The sequence below is a fragment of the Stenotrophomonas sp. WED208 genome, assembly GCF_040984485.1.
In the GTDB taxonomy this organism is placed as follows: Bacteria; Pseudomonadota; Gammaproteobacteria; order Xanthomonadales; family Xanthomonadaceae; genus Stenotrophomonas; species Stenotrophomonas riyadhensis.
On the sequence record NZ_JAZARB010000001.1, the window covers coordinates 1,015,749 to 1,034,665 of the forward strand.

Genomic DNA, 18,917 nt, shown 5'->3' on the forward strand with positions numbered 1-18,917 from the left:
TTTGTGAACTGGTACAACCACCGTCGGCTGCACAGTGCCAACGGCCTTGTGCCACCTGCGCTCCGTGAAGTGCAGGTGGCCTGAACTCCCTTTGGGAGTGTCCAGAAGAACTTGACCACCGCAGGTTTACGGCGTGTCCTGCGCAGCCCATCCCGACCGGCCCACTCCGATAAAGCTGCTTTTGACGACCCACCCCCAGCCACGAGGGGCTCCGCCGTTGGCTGGAACCCATCATTCCACGACGGAATTGGCGCGCCGGCCCCGCTGGGCCTACCATCGGCGGTCCCCACCCCCACCGCCCCTTCCATGTCCGCTCCCGCTTCCGCCGCACCGCGTCGCTGGTTCGTCGCCGGCGACTTCAACGGCTTCTTCGGCCTGGTCGTCGACAACCTCTCCATCCTCGGCTTCATCGCCATGGCCCTGGTCGGGATCTTCCAGTTCCCCGCCGACGTGGTGTTCGGCCGCATGTTCCCTGGCACCGCCTTCGGCGTGCTGGTCGGCAACCTGCTGTACACCCTGATGGCGCGCCGGTTGGCCGCGCGTACCGGCCGCGACGATGTCACTGCCATGCCGCTGGGCCTGGATGCACCGACCAGCATCGGCATGGCGCTGCTGGTGCTCGGCCCGGCCTTCATCGCCTTCAAGCAGCAGGGCATGGACCCGCATGCTGCGGGCATCGCCACCTGGCAGCTGGGCATGGCCGCGCTGGTCATCATGGGCGTGCTCAAGTTCGTGCTGTCGTTCTTCGGCGAGGCGGTCACCCGCGCGCTGCCGCGGGCTGCGCTGCTGGGTTCCATCGCGGGAATCGCGCTGGTGCTGATGGGCCTGCTGCCGCTGCTGGAAACGCTGCGCTCGCCGCTGGTCGGCTTCACCACCCTGGGCCTGCTGCTGTACGTGCTGATTGCCAAGGGCAAGCTGCCGGTGCGTGGCCCCGGCGTGCTGCTGGCCTTCGTGTTCGGTACCGTGCTGTATTACGGCCTCGGTATCGCCGGGCTGGGCGCACCGGGCTTCCATGTGCCGGCGTGGGTGCCGCCGCAGGTGGTGCTGCCGCTGCCGACGCTGGGCTTCCTCGAAGGTCTGCCCACGGCGATGACCTACCTGCCGCTGCTGCTGCCGTTCGGCCTGCTGATGGTGGTCGGTGGCATCAACGTGTCCGAAAGCGCACGCGCCGCTGGTGATGACTACCGCACCCGCGACATCCTGCTGGTGGAAGCGGTGGCTACGCTGGTGGCCGGTGTCTGCGGCGGCGTGGCGCAGACCACACCGTACATCGGCCAGCCGGCCTACAAGCACATGGGCGCGCGCAGCGGCTACACGCTGCTGACCGGCCTGTTCGTCGGCATCGGCGGCATGCTGGGCATCATCTCCGGGCTGGTGCAGTGGCTGCCGCTGGCGGTGCTGGCACCGATCATCGTGTACGTGGCCATCGATATCACCACCCAGGCCTTCCAGGCCACGCCGCGCCACCACACCGGCGCGATGGTGTTCGGTTTCCTGCCGTCGGTAGCGTACCTGCTGGCGATCAAGGCACCGGGCTGGATCGCGCCGGATCAGCTGCCGCAGCTGCTGACCAAGCTCGACGGCCACGGCCTGCCCGAGCTGGCGGTGATCTTCACCCTTGGCAACGGCTTCATCATCACGTCGATGCTGTGGATCTCGGCGGTGGCGGCCATGGTTGATGGACGCCTGCGCCGCGCCTGCGGCTTCCTGCTGGTGGCCGCCGTGCTGACCCTGTTCGGCCTGATCCACTCGGTGGACCCGCGCGGCGGCATCTACCTGCCGTGGGACCTGGACGGGCTGGCGGGCATCATCAGCTGGCAGTTTGCCGGCGCGTACGTGGCATTGGCGCTGCTGCTGGGCCTGTTGTCGCTGCAGAAGCAGGCGGTGAAACCGCTGGGTGAGAACAGCTGACCCCAGGGTAGTGCCGGCCGCTGGCCGGCATCCTCATGGACCTCGGACGCAGTGTGCAGCTGCCGGCCAGCGGCCGGCACTACCGCTCCCCATCCAGCTCGGGATAGTGGCGGAAGATGCCGTTGGTGTTGAACGGCAACCGCCGCTCCGAGCCCAGATAGGCGGCGATGTTCGGCCGCTTCGCCACCCGCTCCTGCAGCGCACGCAGCAGGGGCAGGGTCGGCGCCAGTGCCTGCATCCGGCGCGGGAACATGTAGTCCAGCCCGCTCAGCAGCTGGAACAGCGACAGATCCACATACGAATGTTCGCGCAGTGCATGACGGCCACCGTTGGCGGCCAGCACCTGCTCGAAGTAGCCGAGGAACTTCGGCAGCCGTTCGCTGCGCAGCGACGTGGCACGTGCCTTGGCCTCGGTCTTCTGCTCTTCGTAGTACTTCGATGCGGCAATCGGATGATGGGTGTCATGCACCTCGGCCACCAGATCAGCGATGGTCAGCTGCAGTTGCAGCGCCTGCATCCGCCGCGAGGCCGCCTGCGGCACCAGGTCCAGCGTCGGGCCCAGGAAATCCAGGATGGCCGCGACCTGCGCGATGACCTGGCGACCGGCCTTCAGGAACGGCGGCGCGAAGGGCTGTGCACCTTCACTGCTGCCATCGAGAAACGGCTGCATTACTGCATCGCCGTGCACCCGCGCCATGTCGATGTAGTCGGCACCGGCATCTTCCAGCGCCAGCCGCACGAACTCGCCACGGCCCTGGATGCCGGTCCAGTAATACAGCGCGTACTGCATGGCGGTGTCTCCGCAAGACAAGGACACATAGCCTCGCGCGGGCAGTGCAAAGCAGACGTGAGCGTGAAAGACGGGTGCCTCAACCCGAACGGCAGCGGAACAAGCGGGGAACCGGCTGGAATCAGCCGGGTCACACCTTGTCCATGCAGGTGAAACGATGAGGGACTGCATCATGCAGAGTGGAAAAGCGGTTTGGCCCTGGGTGTTGGGCGTGGTGGTGATCGGTGGCGCGGGCGGTTGGCTGTTCCGCGACCAGCTGAAGAGCCTGGCGGACGGAGTCTCGGTCCCAGTGCAATCAACCCCGGCCAGTACCGGTGCACCGCCACAACCGAAGGCGGCCGCAGAGCCCGCGCCAGCACCACCCCCGATCAAGCATCCGCTGGATGCCGAGGCTGCGGCCGACCCGGCGCTGCCCAAGCTGGCTGACAGCGATGCCGCGGCCTGGGGCGCACTGAGCCAGTTGTTCCAGGGCGAGGGGCCGCTGACCCTGTTGCTGCGCGACCACCTGATCCAACGCCTGGTCACCCAGGTCGACAATCTGGACAAGCCCAGCGTGCCGCCGACCGCGCTCGCCGCGCGGCCGCTGCCCGGCAACCTGCAGGTGGAGCCAGGCGAAGGCGGTGAACACATCGCCGCCAGCAACGCGGCGCGCTATGCGCCCTACGTGCAGGCCTTCACCGCGCTGGACCCGGCGGCAACGGCGACAACCTACAAGCGCTTCTATCCGTTGATCCAGCAGGCTTACGTCGACTTGGGCCGGCCCGAGGGCTACTTCAACGACCGTCTGGTGGCGGTGATCGACCACCTGCTGGAGACCCCGGAACTGGCCCAGGCGCCGCAGGTGGCACGCGATGAACGCGGCCGCTATCGCTTCGTCGATCCCACCCTGCAGTCGAGGTCCATCGGCCAGAAGGCCCTGCTGCGCATGGATGTGGGGCAGGCAAGGACGGTCAAGCAGCAGCTGCGGGCGATCCGCGGCGCGATCACCGGCTGAGCCCGTCCACCGCGCAGAACTGATCGGGATCAACGCGCCGACCACACCCGTTCCGGCATGCTGGCCGCAGGCTGACTGGCCTCGGGGTGCAGTCGCAGTCACCCTTGAAACGGGGTGGGGCAACCGCATCTTTCCAGCATCGCCGGCGCGGGCCGGCCCTGATGACCGATGAGGTTTCGCAATGCGGATGGACAAGCTCACCTCGCGTTTCCAGCAGGCGCTGGCAGACGCACAGTCGCTGGCCGTGGGCCGCGACAACAGCATCATCGAACCGGTTCACCTGTTCAGCGCGTTGCTGGACCAGCAGGGCGGCAGCACGCGCCCGCTGCTGGCCCAGGCGGGGGTGAACGTGCCGGTCCTGCGCGAGCGCCTGACCGAGGCGCTGGATGCGCTGCCCAAGGTGTCCGGCCAGGCCGGCAACGTCTCGATGGGCAATGACCTGGGGCGTCTGCTGAACCAGACCGACAAGCTGGCCCAGCAGAACGGCGATGCTTTCATCGCCAGCGAGTGGTTCGTGCTGGCGGCGCTGGAAGACAGTGGCACGCTGGGCATGGCGCTGCGCGCCGCCGGTGCCGACAAGACCCGCCTGCAGGCCGCGATCGACAAGCTGCGTGGCGGCGAGAACGTGCAGTCGGAGAATGCCGAGGAACAGCGGCAGGCGCTGGAGAAGTACACCATCGACCTGACCGCGCGTGCCGAGAGCGGCAAGCTCGATCCGGTGATCGGCCGTGACGAGGAGATCCGCCGCACCATCCAGGTGCTGCAGCGCCGGACCAAGAACAACCCGGTGCTGATCGGCGAACCCGGCGTGGGCAAGACCGCGATCGTGGAAGGCCTGGCCCAGCGCATCATCAACGACGAAGTGCCCGAGGGACTGCGCGGCAAGCGTGTGCTGTCGCTGGACATGGGCGCGTTGATTGCCGGCGCCAAGTTCCGTGGCGAATTCGAGGAACGCCTCAAGGGCGTGCTCAACGACCTGGCCAAGAACGAAGGCCAGATCATCCTGTTCATCGACGAACTGCACACCATGGTGGGCGCCGGCAAGGCTGACGGCGCGATGGATGCCGGCAACATGCTGAAGCCGGCGCTGGCACGCGGTGAGCTGCATTGCATCGGCGCGACCACGCTGGACGAGTACCGCAAGTACATCGAGAAGGATGCCGCGCTGGAGCGCCGCTTCCAGAAGGTCTTCGTCGGTGAGCCGTCGGTGGAGGACACCATCGCCATCCTGCGCGGCCTGAAGGAAAAGTACGCGCTGCACCATGGCGTGGAGATCACCGACCCGGCCATCGTCGCCGCCGCCACGCTGTCCAACCGCTACATCACCGACCGCCAGCTGCCGGACAAGGCCATCGACCTGATGGACGAGGCCGCTTCGCGCCTGCGCATGGAGATCGACTCCAAGCCGGAGGAGCTGGACCGCCTGGAACGCCGGGTGATCCAGCTGAAGATCCAGCGCGAGATGCTGAAGAAGGAAAAGGACGAGGCCTCGCGGCAGCGCCTGGCCGATCTGGAGAACGACATCGAGGCGCTGGAGCGCGAGTTCTCCGACCTCAATGAAATCTGGAAGTCGGAGAAGGCCGCGCTGCAGGGCGCGACCAAGATCAAGGAGCAGGTCGAGCAGGCCAAGCTGGAGCTGGAAGCCGCGCAGCGCCGCCAGGATTTCGCCAAGATGAGCGAGATCCAGTACGGCCTGCTGCCGCAGCTGGAAAAGCAGCTGGCCGCTGCGCAGGAAGCCGAACACAGGGACTTCAAGCTGGTGCAGGATCGGGTCACCGACGAGGAGATCGCCGAGGTCGTATCGCGCTGGACCGGCATCCCGGTCAACAAGATGCTCGAAGGTGAGCGCGACAAGCTGCTGCGGATGGAAGAGGTGCTGCACAACCGCGTGGTCGGCCAGGAGGAGGCGATCAAGGTCGTCTCCGATGCCGTGCGCCGTTCGCGTGCGGGCCTGTCCGATCCGAATCGCCCGGCCGGTTCGTTCCTCTTCCTCGGCCCGACCGGCGTCGGCAAGACCGAGCTGTGCAAGTCGCTGGCCGAGTTCCTGTTCGACAGTGCCGACGCGATGATCCGCATCGACATGAGCGAGTTCATGGAGAAGCACAGCGTCGCCCGCCTGATCGGTGCGCCCCCGGGCTACGTCGGATACGAAGAGGGTGGCTACCTGACCGAGGCCGTGCGTCGCCGTCCGTACTCGCTGATCCTGCTCGACGAAGTGGAGAAGGCGCATCCGGATGTGTTCAACATCCTGCTGCAGGTACTGGACGATGGCCGCCTGACCGATGGCCAGGGCCGCACCGTGGACTTCCGCAACACCGTCATCGTGATGACCTCGAACCTGGGTTCGCACCAGATCCAGGACATGAGCGCTGATGACAGCCCGGAGGCCTACACGCAGATGAAGGCGGCGGTGATGGGCGTGGTGCAGGCGCACTTCCGTCCGGAGTTCATCAACCGCCTGGACGACATCGTGGTGTTCCACCCGTTGGACAAGCAGCAGATCAAGCAGATCGCGCGCATCCAGATGCGTGGCCTGGAAAAGCGGCTGGCCGAGCGTGGCTTGAAGCTGGTGGTGTCCGATGCAGCGTTCGACCTGCTTGGCAACGTCGGTTTCGATCCGGTGTATGGCGCACGCCCGTTGAAGCGCGCGATCCAGGCGCAGCTGGAGAACCCGCTGGCGCAGAAGATCCTGTCCGGTGCCTTCGCCAACGGCGACACCATCGAAGTCGGCAACGACGGCGGCCACCTGGTGTTCGCCAAGGCGTGATTCACACGGGGCGCTGCCTGATCGCGGCGCCCCGTTTCCTGCGGAGTACGCCGGGCCATGCCCGGCGCCCACTCAGAAGCGGTGCGTGTAGCCGCTCATCAGGCCGAACTGGTTGGGCTTCTGCACGATCGGGCTGTCGGCGGCGTCGCCAAGCAGTCGCGTGCCCTCGGCCGAGATGTACCAGTTGCCGTTGCGGCCCACGCGGTGGCTCCATTTCAGGCCAAGACCGGCACTGACCAGGCCGGCCTTCGGCGTGTGCTGGGCAAAGCCGGTGCGCGCCGCCTGTTCCGGGCTGACGCCGTACCAGGTCTGCATGTAGCCACGGTTGCCGTAGTCGGTGGACACGCTGCCGCTGACCACGCCGCCGGCCAGGTCGAACAGCGGCATCGTCAGGTTCAGGTGGATCTGCTGGGTGGCCAGGCCGTTCTCGGCCTTGTCCTCGTCCTTGCGGGTGAACTGCCAGGAGCCACTCAGCACGGCTTCGCCCAGCGTATAACCAGCCGAGACGCCGACCAGGGGACGGGTATCGATATCACCCATGCCGCGCAGGAAGTCCGAACCGCCGAGCAGGGAGTCCTTGTCCTTGCGGATGCCGCTGGCGCCGACGTAGGCCCGTACGCGGGTGTGCTCGCCGATGGAGGTGCCCCAGCCGATGCCACTGGTGCCCAGAAACCATCCCCCCGGCGAGGTGACATCGAAGGACAGCGATGGCGTCGCACGATAGTCCTCGCTGCCGCTGTAGCGCGGGGTCACGCCACCACCGGCGGCGACTTCGAAGGTCCAGTGATCCTCCTTGGCATGGGCGATCGGCGCGGCGAACAGGGGCAGCAGGGCCAGGCAGAGCAGGGACGGGGAACGGTGACGCTGGGACATGGGCACTCTCGACAATGGGAGGAGTGCAGCACGCGCATCCGGCGTGTGCTGCAGGGTCGCCAGCGTGGCGATATGCCGGCGACCGATCCGTCCGCAGTTGTGCGGGAGTTGTAATCAACTGTAATCGTGCCCGTAGGCGTTCAGCTGGCAGCCAGCGGCCAGTGCATTTCCAGGCGCGCGCCGCCCAGCGTGGCGCGGCTGATGCGCAGCTCGCCGCCGTGGCGGGCTGCAATGCGGTTGACGATGGCCAGGCCCAGGCCGAAGCCGCCGGTATCGCGGCTGCGGCTGTCATCCAGGCGGGTGAACGGGCGCATCACTTTTTCGTGGTCGGCCTCGGCGATGCCCGGGCCGTCATCATCCACGCGCAGGCAGGCGCGGCCACCCACACCAACCAGTGAGACTTCGACCTGCGAATGCGCATGACGCAGTGCGTTGCCGACCAGGTTGCTCAGCGCCAGCTGCAGCAGCCGCGGTTCGGCATCCACCCGCGGCAACGCACTGGGCTGCACGCGCACGACGAGTCCGGTCCGTTCCGCGTCGCGTCGCGCATCGGCGAGGCAGTCCTGCAGCCAGTCATTGGCCTCGATGCGTTGCAGAGGCTCGCCGTCGCTGGGGTGTTCCAGGCGTTCATAGGCCAACAGTTCGCTGACCAGCCGGTTGAGTTCGGCCAGGTCGCCATGCAGGCCCTGGGCCAGCCGTGCGCGGCGATCGCGATCATCGCTGTCCTGCATCAGGTCCAGGCCGAAGGCCACGCGTGCGATGGGGGTACGCAGTTCGTGCGAGATCGCATGGGTCAGGTCGCGCTGGCGCTGCACCAGCTCGGCCACGCGTGCGGCCATGCGGTTGGAATGGTCGACGATGACCCGGATCTGCGAGCGCGGCGAGACCTGCGCGCGTGCCTGCAGATCGCCGGCGCCGATGCGGTCGGCATGCACGCGCAAGGCGTCCAGATCACGCCAGAGCAGGCGCACCCAGGCGTACAGGCACAGCCCGAACAGGGCCAGCATCACCGAATAGGCGATCAGGGTGAGATAGAGGGTCATCGACGGCTCGCCTGGCAGGTGCAGGCGCAGCCAGGGGCCATCGGGATGCAGTGGATCAAGCGGCGCCAGTACGATCTCGAACTTCTGCCGGGAGATGAGCCCGTTGCGCCGCAGCTGTTCCTGTTCGCCGGCCTCGAGGGCCGGCGCTGACGGCAGCAGTGCCAGTGCAATGCCATAGTGGGGTTGCCATTGCGCCAGCTGGTTCTGCTGGGTGGCGGAGTCCTTTCCGTCCAGCCCCTGCCGCAATGCATACAACTGGCCGCGCACCTGTTCTGCGAATACACGCTGCTGGAACGGCAGGTAGATGCGATCGAAGATCACGTTGATCAGCAGCAGGGTGATCAGGAAGCTCGCGCCGACCACCAGCCACAGGCGCAGGAACAGCCGCTTCATGCCGACCAGGACGAGGGATTGAACTGGTAGCCGCGGCCCCACACCGTCTTGATCCGCCGCGGTTCGCGCGCGTCATCCCCCAGCTTGCGGCGCAGCTTGCCGATGCTGACATCGACACTGCGGTCCAGCCCGTCGAAGCCGATGCCGCGCACCGCCTGCAGGATCTGGTCACGCGAGAGGATCTGCCCCGGCTGGCTGGCCAGCAGCCACAGGATCTCGAATTCGGTGGTGCCCATGTCCACCGGCTGGCCGTGCAGGTGCACCTCGCGCTGCATGCGGTCGATCAGCAGCTCGCCGTGCATCAGGCGGCAGGGGGTGCCGGTGTTGCTGCTGCCATGGCGGCGGCGCAGCAGGGCGCGCAGGCGAGCCAGCAGCAGGCGCGGCTCGATCGGCTTGTGCACATAGTCGTCGGCGCCCGATTCCAGGCCGAGCACCTGCTCGATGTCGTCCTCGCAGGCCGTCAGCATCAGGATCGGCACATCGGAGAAGCTGCGGATCTGCCGGCACACGTCGATGCCGCCCAGGCCGGGCAGCATCAGGTCCAGCACCACCAGTTCCGGCGCGTGCTGGCGGCAGGCGGCACCGGCCAGGTCGCCACGGGCCACATGCTGCACGGCGAAGCCATGTTCGTGGAGATAGTCGCTGACCAGCTCTGCCAGGCGGCGGTCGTCCTCCACCAGCAGGACCGGGGTCGGCGTACCGCTGGCGGTGGGTGTCCAAGGGGATGGCTGCATGCGCGTTGGGCCTCCGTGCCCGGGCAGGGGCGCCCGGTGGCGAAGCCTAGCAATGGCCCATGACGGCTGCCTGAATCGTGGCCAACCTGATAACCGGTGGTACTGGCGTCATCGCCAGCGGCTCTCAGCGGATGCTCCCGGCTGGCCTATGGTGGCGGTTTCCCCGGATGGAGCCTGGTGCAATGAGCGACCCGCAGTGGCAACTGGAAACCCTGGCCGTGCACGGCGGCTACCGTCCCGACCCGACCACACGTGCGGTGGCGGTACCGATCTACCAGACCGTGGCCTATGCCTTCGATGACACCCAGCAGGGTGCCGACCTGTTCGATCTGAAGGTGCCGGGCAACATCTACACGCGCATCATGAACCCCACCACCGACGTACTGGAGCAGCGCCTGGCCGCGCTGGAAGGCGGCATCGGTGCGCTGGCGCTGGCCTCGGGGCAGGCGGCCATCACCTATGCCATCCAGACCATCGCCGAGGCGGGCGACAACATCGTCGCCTCCAGTGCGCTGTATGGCGGCAGCCTCAACCTGCTGGCGCACACCCTGCCGCAGTACGGCATCCAGGCGCGCTTCGCCGACCCGGCCGATCCGTCCGCGTTCGCCGCGTTGATCGATGAACGCACGAAGGCCGTGTTCGTCGAATCGATCGGCAACCCGCGTGGCAACGTCACCGACATCGTCGCCATCGCCGAGGTCGCGCATGCCGCCGGCGTGCCGCTGATCGTCGACAACACCGTGGCCACCCCGTTCCTGCTGCGCCCGTTCGAGCACGGCGCCGACATCGTGGTGCATTCGCTGACCAAGTACCTCGGCGGCCACGGCAACAGCCTGGGCGGTGCGATCGTCGATTCCGGCCGCTTCGACTGGGCTGCACAACCCCAGCGCTTCGCGCGGCTCAACCAGCCCGATCCCAGCTACCACGGCGTGGTCTATACCGAAGCGCTGGGGCCAGCGGCCTACATCGGCCGCGCGCGGGTGGTGCCGCTGCGCAATACCGGCGCGGCGCTGTCACCGTTCAACGCGTTCCTGATCCTGCAGGGCATCGAGACCCTGGCGCTGCGCATGGAACGCATCAACGCCAACGCACTGGCCGTCGCGCAGTTCCTGAAGTCACACGCAAAGGTGGCCTGGGTGCGCTACGCCGGGTTGGCCGACGACCCCGAGCACGCCGCCGCGCAGCGCTACCTGGGCGGGCACGGCTCGGGCGTACTGACCTTCGGCCTGCCGGGCGGCCGTGAAGCCGGCGCACGCTTCCTCGATGCACTGAAGCTGTTCACCCGCCTGGTCAACCTGGGCGACGCGAAGTCACTGGCCACCCATCCCGCCTCGACCACCCATCGCCAGCTGGACGCCGCCGAACTGGCCAAGGCCGGCGTCAGCGAAGACACGGTGCGGCTGTCGATCGGCATCGAGCACATCGGCGACCTGCGCGCCGACCTGGAACAGGCCCTGGCCGGCGCCTGATAGCCGCACGCTTGGTCGTCATCGCCACAGGCGATCACCACGCACGCCGCGATGCGCTACGGTGGAACTGCCTCTCCAAGGCGTGGCAACGTGGCGATCCAGATCCCCGGTCGATGCGGGTCGACCGGGGATTCTTTTGTTTCCGGGTCAGATCCGTTTTCCTGCGGAAAACGGATCTGACCCCATGCACCGCCGTGTCGACCAAGATCGACACCTACCAACAGCCGCAGGAAATTGTCGAAGGCGGGGTGGGTCCGGTGGCGGGAGTGTCCGCGGCATGGATGCCGCGGCCAAGCCCCCATGGAAGGGTTTACGGCGTCTCCTGCCACCGGACCCACCCCGCCATCCCACGGAATGCCAGCTTTTGCTTTTGTCGTTGACGTTGCTTCAGCAGGTGCAGGGCTGCAAGCCCTGCCGCACCCACACCCCTCACACCACCGGAATACTGTGCTGTCCCAGCCCGCGATACGGCGGCGTGGACATCACCATCTCCGCCAGCGAGTACGCCAGCTCACGCTCGGCCATCACCGTGCCATCCGCACCGTGTTCCAGCAGATGCTTCACCTCCGCATCGCTGTGCGCACGCGCCAGCAGCGTCAGCTCCGGGTTGATCGCCCGCAGCTTGGCCAGCGCCTCACCGGCCTCCAGTGGCTGTGGAATCGCCAGCACCGCAATCTTCGCGCGCTCCGGATGGGCCTCGGCCAGCACCCGGTCGGCGGCAGCACTGCCACGGATCGCCGCCAGGCCCTTGGCGTGCGCCTGCTCGACATGTTCCTTGTTGTCATCGATCACCAGCACCGGCACGCCGCGATCGCGCAGCACCTGTGCCAGCTCGCTGCCGACCCGGCCGTAGCCGATCACGATCGCGTGCCCGTTCAGATCACGCGATGGGCCGATGGCCTCTTCCGGCTCGGCCGGCTGCGGCTGCTGTTCCTGCTTGGCCTGCCAACGGTCCAGCAGCCCGAATACCAGCGGGTTGAGCATGATCGACACCAGCGCACCGGCCAGTACCAGCGATTGGCCTTCCTTCGGCAGGATCTGCAGCGCCACGCCGAGGCCGGCGATGATGAAGGCGAATTCGCCGATCTGCGCCAGGCTGGCCGAGATGGTCAGCGCGGTGCTGGTCGGGTGGCCGAAGGCGCGCACGATGAAGAACGCCGCCGCCGACTTGCCGAACATGATGATCAGCACCGTGGCCAGCACCTGCCACGGGTGCTGGATGAGGATGTTCGGATCGAACAGCATGCCCACCGAGACGAAGAACAGCACCGCGAACGCATCGCGCAGCGGCAGTGAATCATGCGCGGCCTTGTGGCTCAGCTCCGATTCGTTGAGCAGCATGCCGGCGAAGAACGCGCCCAGCGCGAACGAGACGCCGAACAGCATCGCCGAGCCGAACGCCACGCCCAGCGCGATCGCCAGCACCGACAGGGTGAACAGTTCGCGCGAACCGGTGCCGGCGATACGTTCGAGGATCCACGGGATGACCCGGCGCCCGACCACCAGCATCACCGCCACGAACAGGCCCAGCTGCACGAAGGTCCAGCCGATGTCGGCCAGCACGCTGCCCAGCGAGTGCGATTCCTTGGCCGCGTCGGGGCCGAAGACACCGGCCATCACCGGCATCATCACCAGCGCCAGCACACAGGCCAGGTCTTCCACGATCAGCCAGCCGACCGCGATCTTGCCGCGCATGGTTTCCAGCAGGCGGCGTTCCTCCATCGCCCGCAGCAGTACCACGGTACTGGCGGTGGCCAGCGAGAAACCGAAGATGACGCCATGGATGGGGGGCCAGCCCATCAGCGAGGCTACGCCCCAGCCGAGCAGGGTAGCGACCGCGATCTGGCCGATGGCACCGGGGATGGCGATGGCCTTGACCGCCATCAGGTCCTTCAGCGAGAAGTGCAGGCCGACGCCGAACATCAGCAGCATCACGCCCAGCTCGGCCAGCTGGTTGGCCAGCGCCTGGTCGGCAACGAAGCCGGGAGTGAACGGGCCTACGCAGATGCCAGCAACCAGGTAACCGACCAGGGGAGACAAGCGGAGCTTGTTGGCCAGCGCGCCGAAGATGAAGGCGAGCCCCAGGCCAACGGCAACGATGTTGATCAGGTCGGTGTCATGGTGCATCGGCACTCGCAGGAAATCGGGGGTATCCCGATTTTCACCGATGAGGCCAGATACGGCAAACCTTAAATGCGAATGGGGTCAGATCCCTTTTCCGCAGGAAAAGGATCTGACCCCACCAGGGGATTGCCGGCCAGCGGCCGGCGCTACCAGAGCGGCGCCGGGCATGGCCCGGCGCTACCGATACCGCTTACCAGGTGTACTTGATCCGCCCGTACACGTACGCGCCGTTGAAGCCGAACGGTGAGTAGTTGCTGTACGGCAGCATGCCGAAGGTGGAGTTCTGCAGGTCTTCGGTGCGGTCCGGATACTTGTCCAGCAGGTTGTCGGCGCCCACGGTCAGGGTCCAGTTGCTGCTCGGCTTGTAGCTGGCCGAGGCATCCACCACCCAGGCGTCGCCATAGGTCTGGTCGCGCAGTGCGGTGGCCGAGTTGCGCACCGTGAACTTGCCGTAGCGGGTCGCGGCCAGGCCCAGTTCCCAGTGGTCCGAACGCCAGGTGCCGCTCAGGATCGCCTTGTCGCGCGGATAGCTGTCCTCGATGCGGCCGATCTCATCGCGGCCGATCAGCGACTGGTTCAGGCCCAGCGTGCCGAACACCGCCGGGGTACCGCCAACGCGGCGTACTTCGGTGTCGTTGTAGCTGTACGCGGCGGTCAGTTCCAGGCTGCTGGCGCTGAAGGGCACGGTGTAGCTGGACACGAAATCGACACCGCGGGTGCGCGTATCGAGGCCGTTGGTGAAGTACGAGAACGCGGTCACCTGCGGCAGGCCCAGGCTGGTCAGCAACGCGCTGCTGGCGGCATTGGTGGTGATGCTGGACGACAGCGCGATACGGTCATCGATGTCGATCTGGTAGGCGTCGACAGTGATGTACAGGCGGTCGACCGGCTGCAGCACCAGGCCCACGCTGTAGGAGGTAGAGGTCTCAGCCTTCAGCGGCGAGGCGCCCAGTGCCTGTGCGGCCTGGCTGGTGGTGGGGAAGGTGCCGCGCTCGACGAACACGCCGTTGGTGAACTGGCTGGTGACCGCCTGGTAGCCCTGCTGCGCCAGCGACGGTGCGCGGAAGCCGCTGGAGGCCGTGGCACGCAGCGCGACCTTGTCGGTGAATGCGTAGCGCGCCGACAGCTTGCCGGAGAAGCGGTCGCCGAAGTCCGAGTAGTCCTCGTAGCGGCCGGTGATGCCGGCCGAGAACTTCTCGGTCAGGTCCGCTTCCAGGCCGGCGTAGACCGCGTAGTTGTGGCGGTCGGCATGCACTTCATTGGTCGGGGTGAAGCCACCGAAGCCCTGCGCGCCACTGCCGGTGTACGAGTTCAGTTCGCCTGGCTTCTGGTCCCACTTCTCCTTGCGGTACTCACCGCCGAAGGACAGCGTGACCGGATAGGCCAGGCCCCAGTCCAGCGACTTGGTCAGGTCGGCATTGAAGATGTCCTGCTGGTACTTCAGCGTGCCGTCGTAGAACGAGCGCGGGCTGGTCGCACCCAGGCTGTAGTTGATGCTGTTGCGGGTGTGGAAGTCGAGGGTGTTCTCGCCGTGGTTCAGGCTCAGGTCCCAGGTCCAGCCGTTGTCGGTGTTGCCCTTGACGCCGGCTACCAGCGAGCGGTCCTTGGAATACTGGTTGATCTCCGGCACGAAACCGTCCGGGTAGGTCTGCGCCAGCAGCGCGGTCTGGTTCAGATGGTTGCGCGAGCGGTAGAACGCGAACGAGGTGATGTCGCGGTTGCTGAGCAGCGCGCTGGCGTAGCCGGTCACGTGGTCGCTGAAGTCGAAGCTGGCGTTGGCCGAGGCCGCAGTGGCGTCCACGCGCGGGTCGCCGACGATGAAGGTCTTCTGGCCGATGCTCGGGTAGTTGCCGGTATTCGGCGTGGTGCCGCGGTACGGGCCGGCGCGGTTGCTCTCGTCCTGCTGGCTGATCTGGCCGGCCACGTGCACGCGGCCACGGCCGTTGCCGAACTCGACGCCGGTATCGCCGGAGAGCTGGTACTTGTTGCCGTCACCGGCCGAGTACTGGCCGTAGTCCACGGCCAGGCTGCCGCCACGGCCGCTGCCCTTGAGCACGATGTTGATGACGCCGGCGATGGCGTCCGAGCCGTACTGCGCCGACGCGCCGTCGCGCAGCACTTCCACGCGCTCGATGGCAGCGATCGGGATCGCGTTGATGTCCACCGCCGACGAGCCACGGCCGATGCTGCCGTTGACGTTGATCATCGCCGAGGTGTGGCGGCGCTTGCCGTTGACCAGCACCAGCACCTGGTCCGGCGACAGGCCACGCAGCTGCGCCGGGCGCACACCGCTGGTGCCGTCGGTCAGCGCCGGGCGCGGGAAGTTCAGTGAGGGCAGGGCGCGCGACAGTGCGGTGGCCAGCTCACTGGTACCGGTGGACTGCAGGGCTTCGGGGGTGATGATGTCGATCGGCGACTGCGACTCGGCCACCGTGCGGTCGGCCACGCGGGTACCGGTCACGATCACCGTGTCCAGGGTGTTGGCGGCGGTGCCGGCCTGCTGGGCAGCGGCAACGAACGGAGAGCCACCGAGTGCGACAGCGACGGCGGCGGCGATCAGGCTGGTCTTGCGGGTCATCGGGACGGAGCTCCGGTTGGCGGGGGCGGCACCGGAATCGACATCACGGGGGTGAGGCGGACGGCGGTTGTTGCGGTGCGCAAAGCAGGAATTAACGGGATATTCAGTGCCTGTCAAATGCCGGTCATCGGAAAAAACGTTGCAGCAGCAACCATTTAGCCCGGATCGGCACTGGCGGGGGAGGGAGCCCGGGACGCGCGCGGCGAGGACGTGGGAGAGAGGAACGCCGGCCGCCGCGCATCCCGGGACGCGTCAAGTATTCGTTAACGCTAGAATTGCGTCGCAGGAACAGTGCTCACCAGCACATTCCATTCGGTTATATGGACGCCTCCCCCGATGATCTCCCTTCGTAATTTCGCCTTGCGCCGCGGCGAGCGGCTGCTGTTGTCCAATGTCGACCTGACCCTGCACGCCGGTTACCGGGTGGGTGTGGTCGGCCGCAACGGTGCTGGCAAGTCCAGCCTGTTCGCGGCAGTGAAGGGTGAGCTGGAGGCCGACAAGGGCGATGTGGACCTGCCCGGCAAGGTGCGCATCGCCAGCGTCGCCCAGGAAACCCCGTCGCTGCCCGACCCGGCGCTGAGCTTCGTGCTCGGCGGCGACATCGAGGTGGCCGCGGTGCTGGCTGCCGAGGCCGAGGCGACCGCCCGCGAAGACTGGGAAGCGGTGGCCGAAGCGCATACGAAGATGGCCGAGCTCAATGCCTACGACGCCGAAGCGCGTGCCGGCAAGCTGCTGCATGGCCTGGGCTTCCCGGCCGAGACCCACCATCGCGCGGTTTCCTCGTTCTCCGGCGGTTGGCGCGTGCGCCTGAACCTGGCACGCGCGCTGATGATGCCCAGCGACCTGCTGCTGCTGGACGAACCGACCAACCACCTGGATCTGGATGCGGTGTACTGGCTGGAACAGTGGCTGCTGAAGTACCCGGGCACGCTGCTGCTGATCTCGCATGACCGCGAGTTCCTCGACAACGTGGCCACCCACACCCTGCACCTGCACGGTGGCGGCGCCAAGCTCTACCCGGGCGGCTACACCGATTTCGAGCGCCAGCGCGCCGAACAGCTGCGCCAGCAGCAGATCGCGCACGAGAAGGAACAGGCCGAGCGCGCCCACCTGCAGAGCTTCATCGACCGCTTCAAGGCGCAGGCCAGCAAGGCCGCGCAGGCGCAGAGCCGCATGAAGCGCCTGGCCAAGCTGGCCGGCACCGAAGCGGTGCGCGCCGAGCGCGAGTTCCGCATCGAGTTCGCGCCGCCGGCCAAGCTGCCGTTCTCGCTGATCCGCCTGAACCACGTCGAGGCCGGCTACGGCAAGGATGCGGTGATCCTGCACAACGTCGGCTTCGGCCTGGAAGCGGGCCAGCGCATCGGCCTGCTCGGCCCCAACGGTGCTGGTAAGACCACGCTGGTGAAGACCCTGGTGGGCGAACTGGCGCCGATTGTTGGCGAGCGCATGGCGCATCCGGACCTGAAGATCGGCTACTTCGCCCAGCACACGGTGGAGTCGCTGCACGAAGGCCAGTCGCCGATGGAGCACTTCCGCGAGATCGCGCCGGACGCACCGAACCAGTCGTTCCGCGATTTCCTCGGCAAGTGGAACTTCCCGGGCGACCGCGCGTTCGAGCCGGTGGATGGTTTCTCCGGTGGCGAGCGCGCGCGCCTGGCGCTGGCGCTGATCGCCTGGCAGCAGCCGAACGTGCTGCTGCTGGACGAACCGACCAACCACCTTGACCTGGAAATGCGCGAAGCGCTGGCCGAAGCACTGGCCACCTTCGAGGGCGCGATCGTGATGGTCTCGCATGACCGCCACCTGATCGGCCTGGTCTGCGATACCTACTGGCGCGTGGCCGATGGTGTGGTCGAGCCGTTCGACGGCGACCTCGACGCCTACGCGGCGTGGCTGCGCACCCGTCCGCAGGCGCAGGGCACCAAGGCGCGCATGGAGCAGGTGGAAGAGCCGGTGGTGGTCAAGACCGCACCGGTCGCGCAGGTGGTGCAGAAGAAGCCGGTGAACCCGCACAAGCTGGCCGCCGCCGAAGCCAAGGTGGCCGAGCTGGAAGGCGCCCTGGCCGAACTGGACCGCCAGCTGGCCGACCCGGCCAACTACGCCGATGCCACCCGCATGGCCGTGCTTGGCCGCGATCGCGAAACCGCCGCCGCGCAGCTGGAAAAAGCCGAAGCGACGTGGATGGAGCTGCTGGAGTCCTGACCGCTAGTGCCGGCCGCTGGCCGGCAGCGCGATGCACCCACGACGATCAAGGGGGTGCCGGCCAGCGGCCGGCACTACCTACGCGCCCTGCGCCTGCAGCCACTCGCGGAAGCGTTTGGCAGGCTCACGCTCGGCCCGCGAGCGCAGCCGCGTCAGCCAGTAGCGCCCCAGCTCCAGCGTGGTGCTGAACGGCTGCAGCAGGCGACCCTCGGCCAGCTCCTGCTCGAACATGCGCAGCGGCAGCAGCGCCACGCCGGCACCGCCGACCGCGGCCATCGCCACCGTCAACGACGAATCGAACACCGGCCCGCGGGCTTCCACGCCACTCACTCCTGCCGCCTGCAGCCAGCGCGGCCACTCGTCGCTGCGGTAGGAGCGCAGCAGCGGCAGGGTGCCCAGGTCGCGTGGCTGTTTCAGCCGCCGCGCCAGCGCCGGCGCGCAGAGTGGCGCGAACGGCGCGTCGAGGATTGCCGTGCAGGCCTGGCCCTGCCAGTCGCCATCACCGAAGCGGATCGCCAGGTCCAGGCCCTCGCCGGCCAGATCGATGCGGTTGTTGTGGGTCTGCAGGCGCAGCTCGATGTCGGGGTGCGCGGCCTCGAACGCAGCCAGCCGTGGCAGCAGCCAACCGGTGGCGAAGGTGCCGACCACGCCCAACGTCAGTACTTCACGGGCCGGGCCACCGGTGTAGCGCGCGATGCTGGCCGAGATGCGCTCGAACGATTCATTGAGCACCGGATACAGCGCCGCGCCCTCCTCGGTGAGCGCCACGCCGCGCGGCAGGCGATGGAACAGGCGGATGCCGAGCCGGTCCTCCAGCCCGCGGATCTGGTGGCTCAGCGCGGCCTGGCTGACACACAGCTCCAGCGCGGCGCGGGTGAAGTTCTGGTGGCGCGCAGCGGCCTCGAAGGCGCGCAGCGCGTTCAGCGGCAGGGTCGGGTGCAGCATTGGGAAGCCGTGAGCCAGGGTGATGGCTGATCCTACCCTTCAGTGAGGAATTTCGTAAATCTCAACGAGTTGATTACGACAGGCATGAATTAAG

At 67.3% G+C, this 18,917-nt stretch carries 12 protein-coding genes; 5 read left to right on the forward strand and 7 right to left on the reverse strand.

All coding sequences use genetic code 11. The annotated features are described in order from the left end of the window. Window positions 1-306 precede the first annotated feature (306 nt). Complete coding sequence (locus VPH47_RS04485) at window positions 307-1,911, forward strand: hypothetical protein (RefSeq protein ID WP_368850217.1); 1,605 nt, start codon at window positions 307-309, stop codon at window positions 1,909-1,911. A 79-nt stretch (window positions 1,912-1,990) separates the two neighbouring features. On the opposite strand, the gene VPH47_RS04490 is transcribed toward VPH47_RS04485, so the two are convergent. Next, on the reverse strand, window positions 1,991-2,701 hold the full coding sequence (locus tag VPH47_RS04490; protein WP_368850218.1) for a glutathione S-transferase: 711 nt from the start codon (window positions 2,699-2,701) through the stop codon (window positions 1,991-1,993). A gap of 172 nt (window positions 2,702-2,873) precedes the next feature. On the opposite strand from VPH47_RS04490, the gene VPH47_RS04495 reads away from it, so the two are divergent. Both VPH47_RS04495 and clpB read left to right on the forward strand, forming a co-directional pair. Beyond that, window positions 2,874-3,695: a DUF3014 domain-containing protein gene (locus VPH47_RS04495; protein ID WP_368850219.1), complete on the forward strand. Its 822-nt coding sequence runs from the start codon at window positions 2,874-2,876 to the stop codon at window positions 3,693-3,695. Between the two features lie 181 nt (window positions 3,696-3,876). Continuing rightward, on the forward strand, window positions 3,877-6,462 hold the full coding sequence (clpB, locus tag VPH47_RS04500) for an ATP-dependent chaperone ClpB (RefSeq protein WP_248858187.1): 2,586 nt from the start codon (window positions 3,877-3,879) through the stop codon (window positions 6,460-6,462). 72 nt (window positions 6,463-6,534) lie between these two features. Here clpB and VPH47_RS04505 read toward each other — a convergent pair whose 3' ends face one another. The 3 genes from VPH47_RS04505 to VPH47_RS04515 all read right to left on the reverse strand — a co-directional run bounded on the left by VPH47_RS04505 (window position 6,535) and on the right by VPH47_RS04515 (window position 9,505). Further along, window positions 6,535-7,335, reverse strand: coding sequence for a MipA/OmpV family protein (locus tag VPH47_RS04505; protein ID WP_248858186.1), 801 nt, complete (start codon window positions 7,333-7,335; stop codon window positions 6,535-6,537). 140 nt (window positions 7,336-7,475) lie between these two features. Then, window positions 7,476-8,771 (reverse strand): ATP-binding protein, encoded by a 1,296-nt coding sequence (locus VPH47_RS04510; RefSeq protein WP_368850220.1) that lies wholly within the window; start codon window positions 8,769-8,771, stop codon window positions 7,476-7,478. Beyond that, the gene (locus VPH47_RS04515) at window positions 8,768-9,505 is read right to left on the reverse strand and encodes a response regulator transcription factor (protein ID WP_049461520.1); all 738 of its coding nucleotides are present in this window, start codon (window positions 9,503-9,505) and stop codon (window positions 8,768-8,770) included. Before VPH47_RS04515 ends, VPH47_RS04510 begins: the two co-directional genes overlap by 4 nt. Window positions 9,506-9,687: 182 nt before the next feature. Here VPH47_RS04515 and VPH47_RS04520 point away from each other — a divergent pair, with 182 nt between their 5' ends. Further along, window positions 9,688-10,974, forward strand: a complete 1,287-nt coding sequence (locus tag VPH47_RS04520; protein ID WP_368850221.1) for an O-acetylhomoserine aminocarboxypropyltransferase/cysteine synthase family protein — start codon at window positions 9,688-9,690, stop codon at window positions 10,972-10,974. A gap of 429 nt (window positions 10,975-11,403) precedes the next feature. On the opposite strand, the gene ybaL is transcribed toward VPH47_RS04520, so the two are convergent. Beyond that, complete coding sequence (gene ybaL, locus VPH47_RS04525; RefSeq protein ID WP_368850222.1) at window positions 11,404-13,101, reverse strand: YbaL family putative K(+) efflux transporter; 1,698 nt, start codon at window positions 13,099-13,101, stop codon at window positions 11,404-11,406. 187 nt (window positions 13,102-13,288) lie between these two features. After that, on the reverse strand, window positions 13,289-15,676 hold the full coding sequence (locus VPH47_RS04530; protein ID WP_368850223.1) for a TonB-dependent receptor plug domain-containing protein: 2,388 nt from the start codon (window positions 15,674-15,676) through the stop codon (window positions 13,289-13,291). A 336-nt stretch (window positions 15,677-16,012) separates the two neighbouring features. Here VPH47_RS04530 and VPH47_RS04535 point away from each other — a divergent pair, with 336 nt between their 5' ends. Then, window positions 16,013-17,878 carry an ABC-F family ATP-binding cassette domain-containing protein gene (locus tag VPH47_RS04535; RefSeq protein ID WP_368850224.1) on the forward strand — a complete coding sequence of 622 codons (1,866 nt, stop codon included), beginning with the start codon at window positions 16,013-16,015 and terminating at the stop codon, window positions 17,876-17,878. Window positions 17,879-17,956: 78 nt separating this feature from the next. Here VPH47_RS04535 and ampR read toward each other — a convergent pair whose 3' ends face one another. After that, window positions 17,957-18,823, reverse strand: coding sequence for a LysR family transcriptional regulator AmpR (ampR, locus tag VPH47_RS04540; RefSeq protein ID WP_049422902.1), 867 nt, complete (start codon window positions 18,821-18,823; stop codon window positions 17,957-17,959). Between the last annotated feature and the right edge of the window lie 94 nt (window positions 18,824-18,917).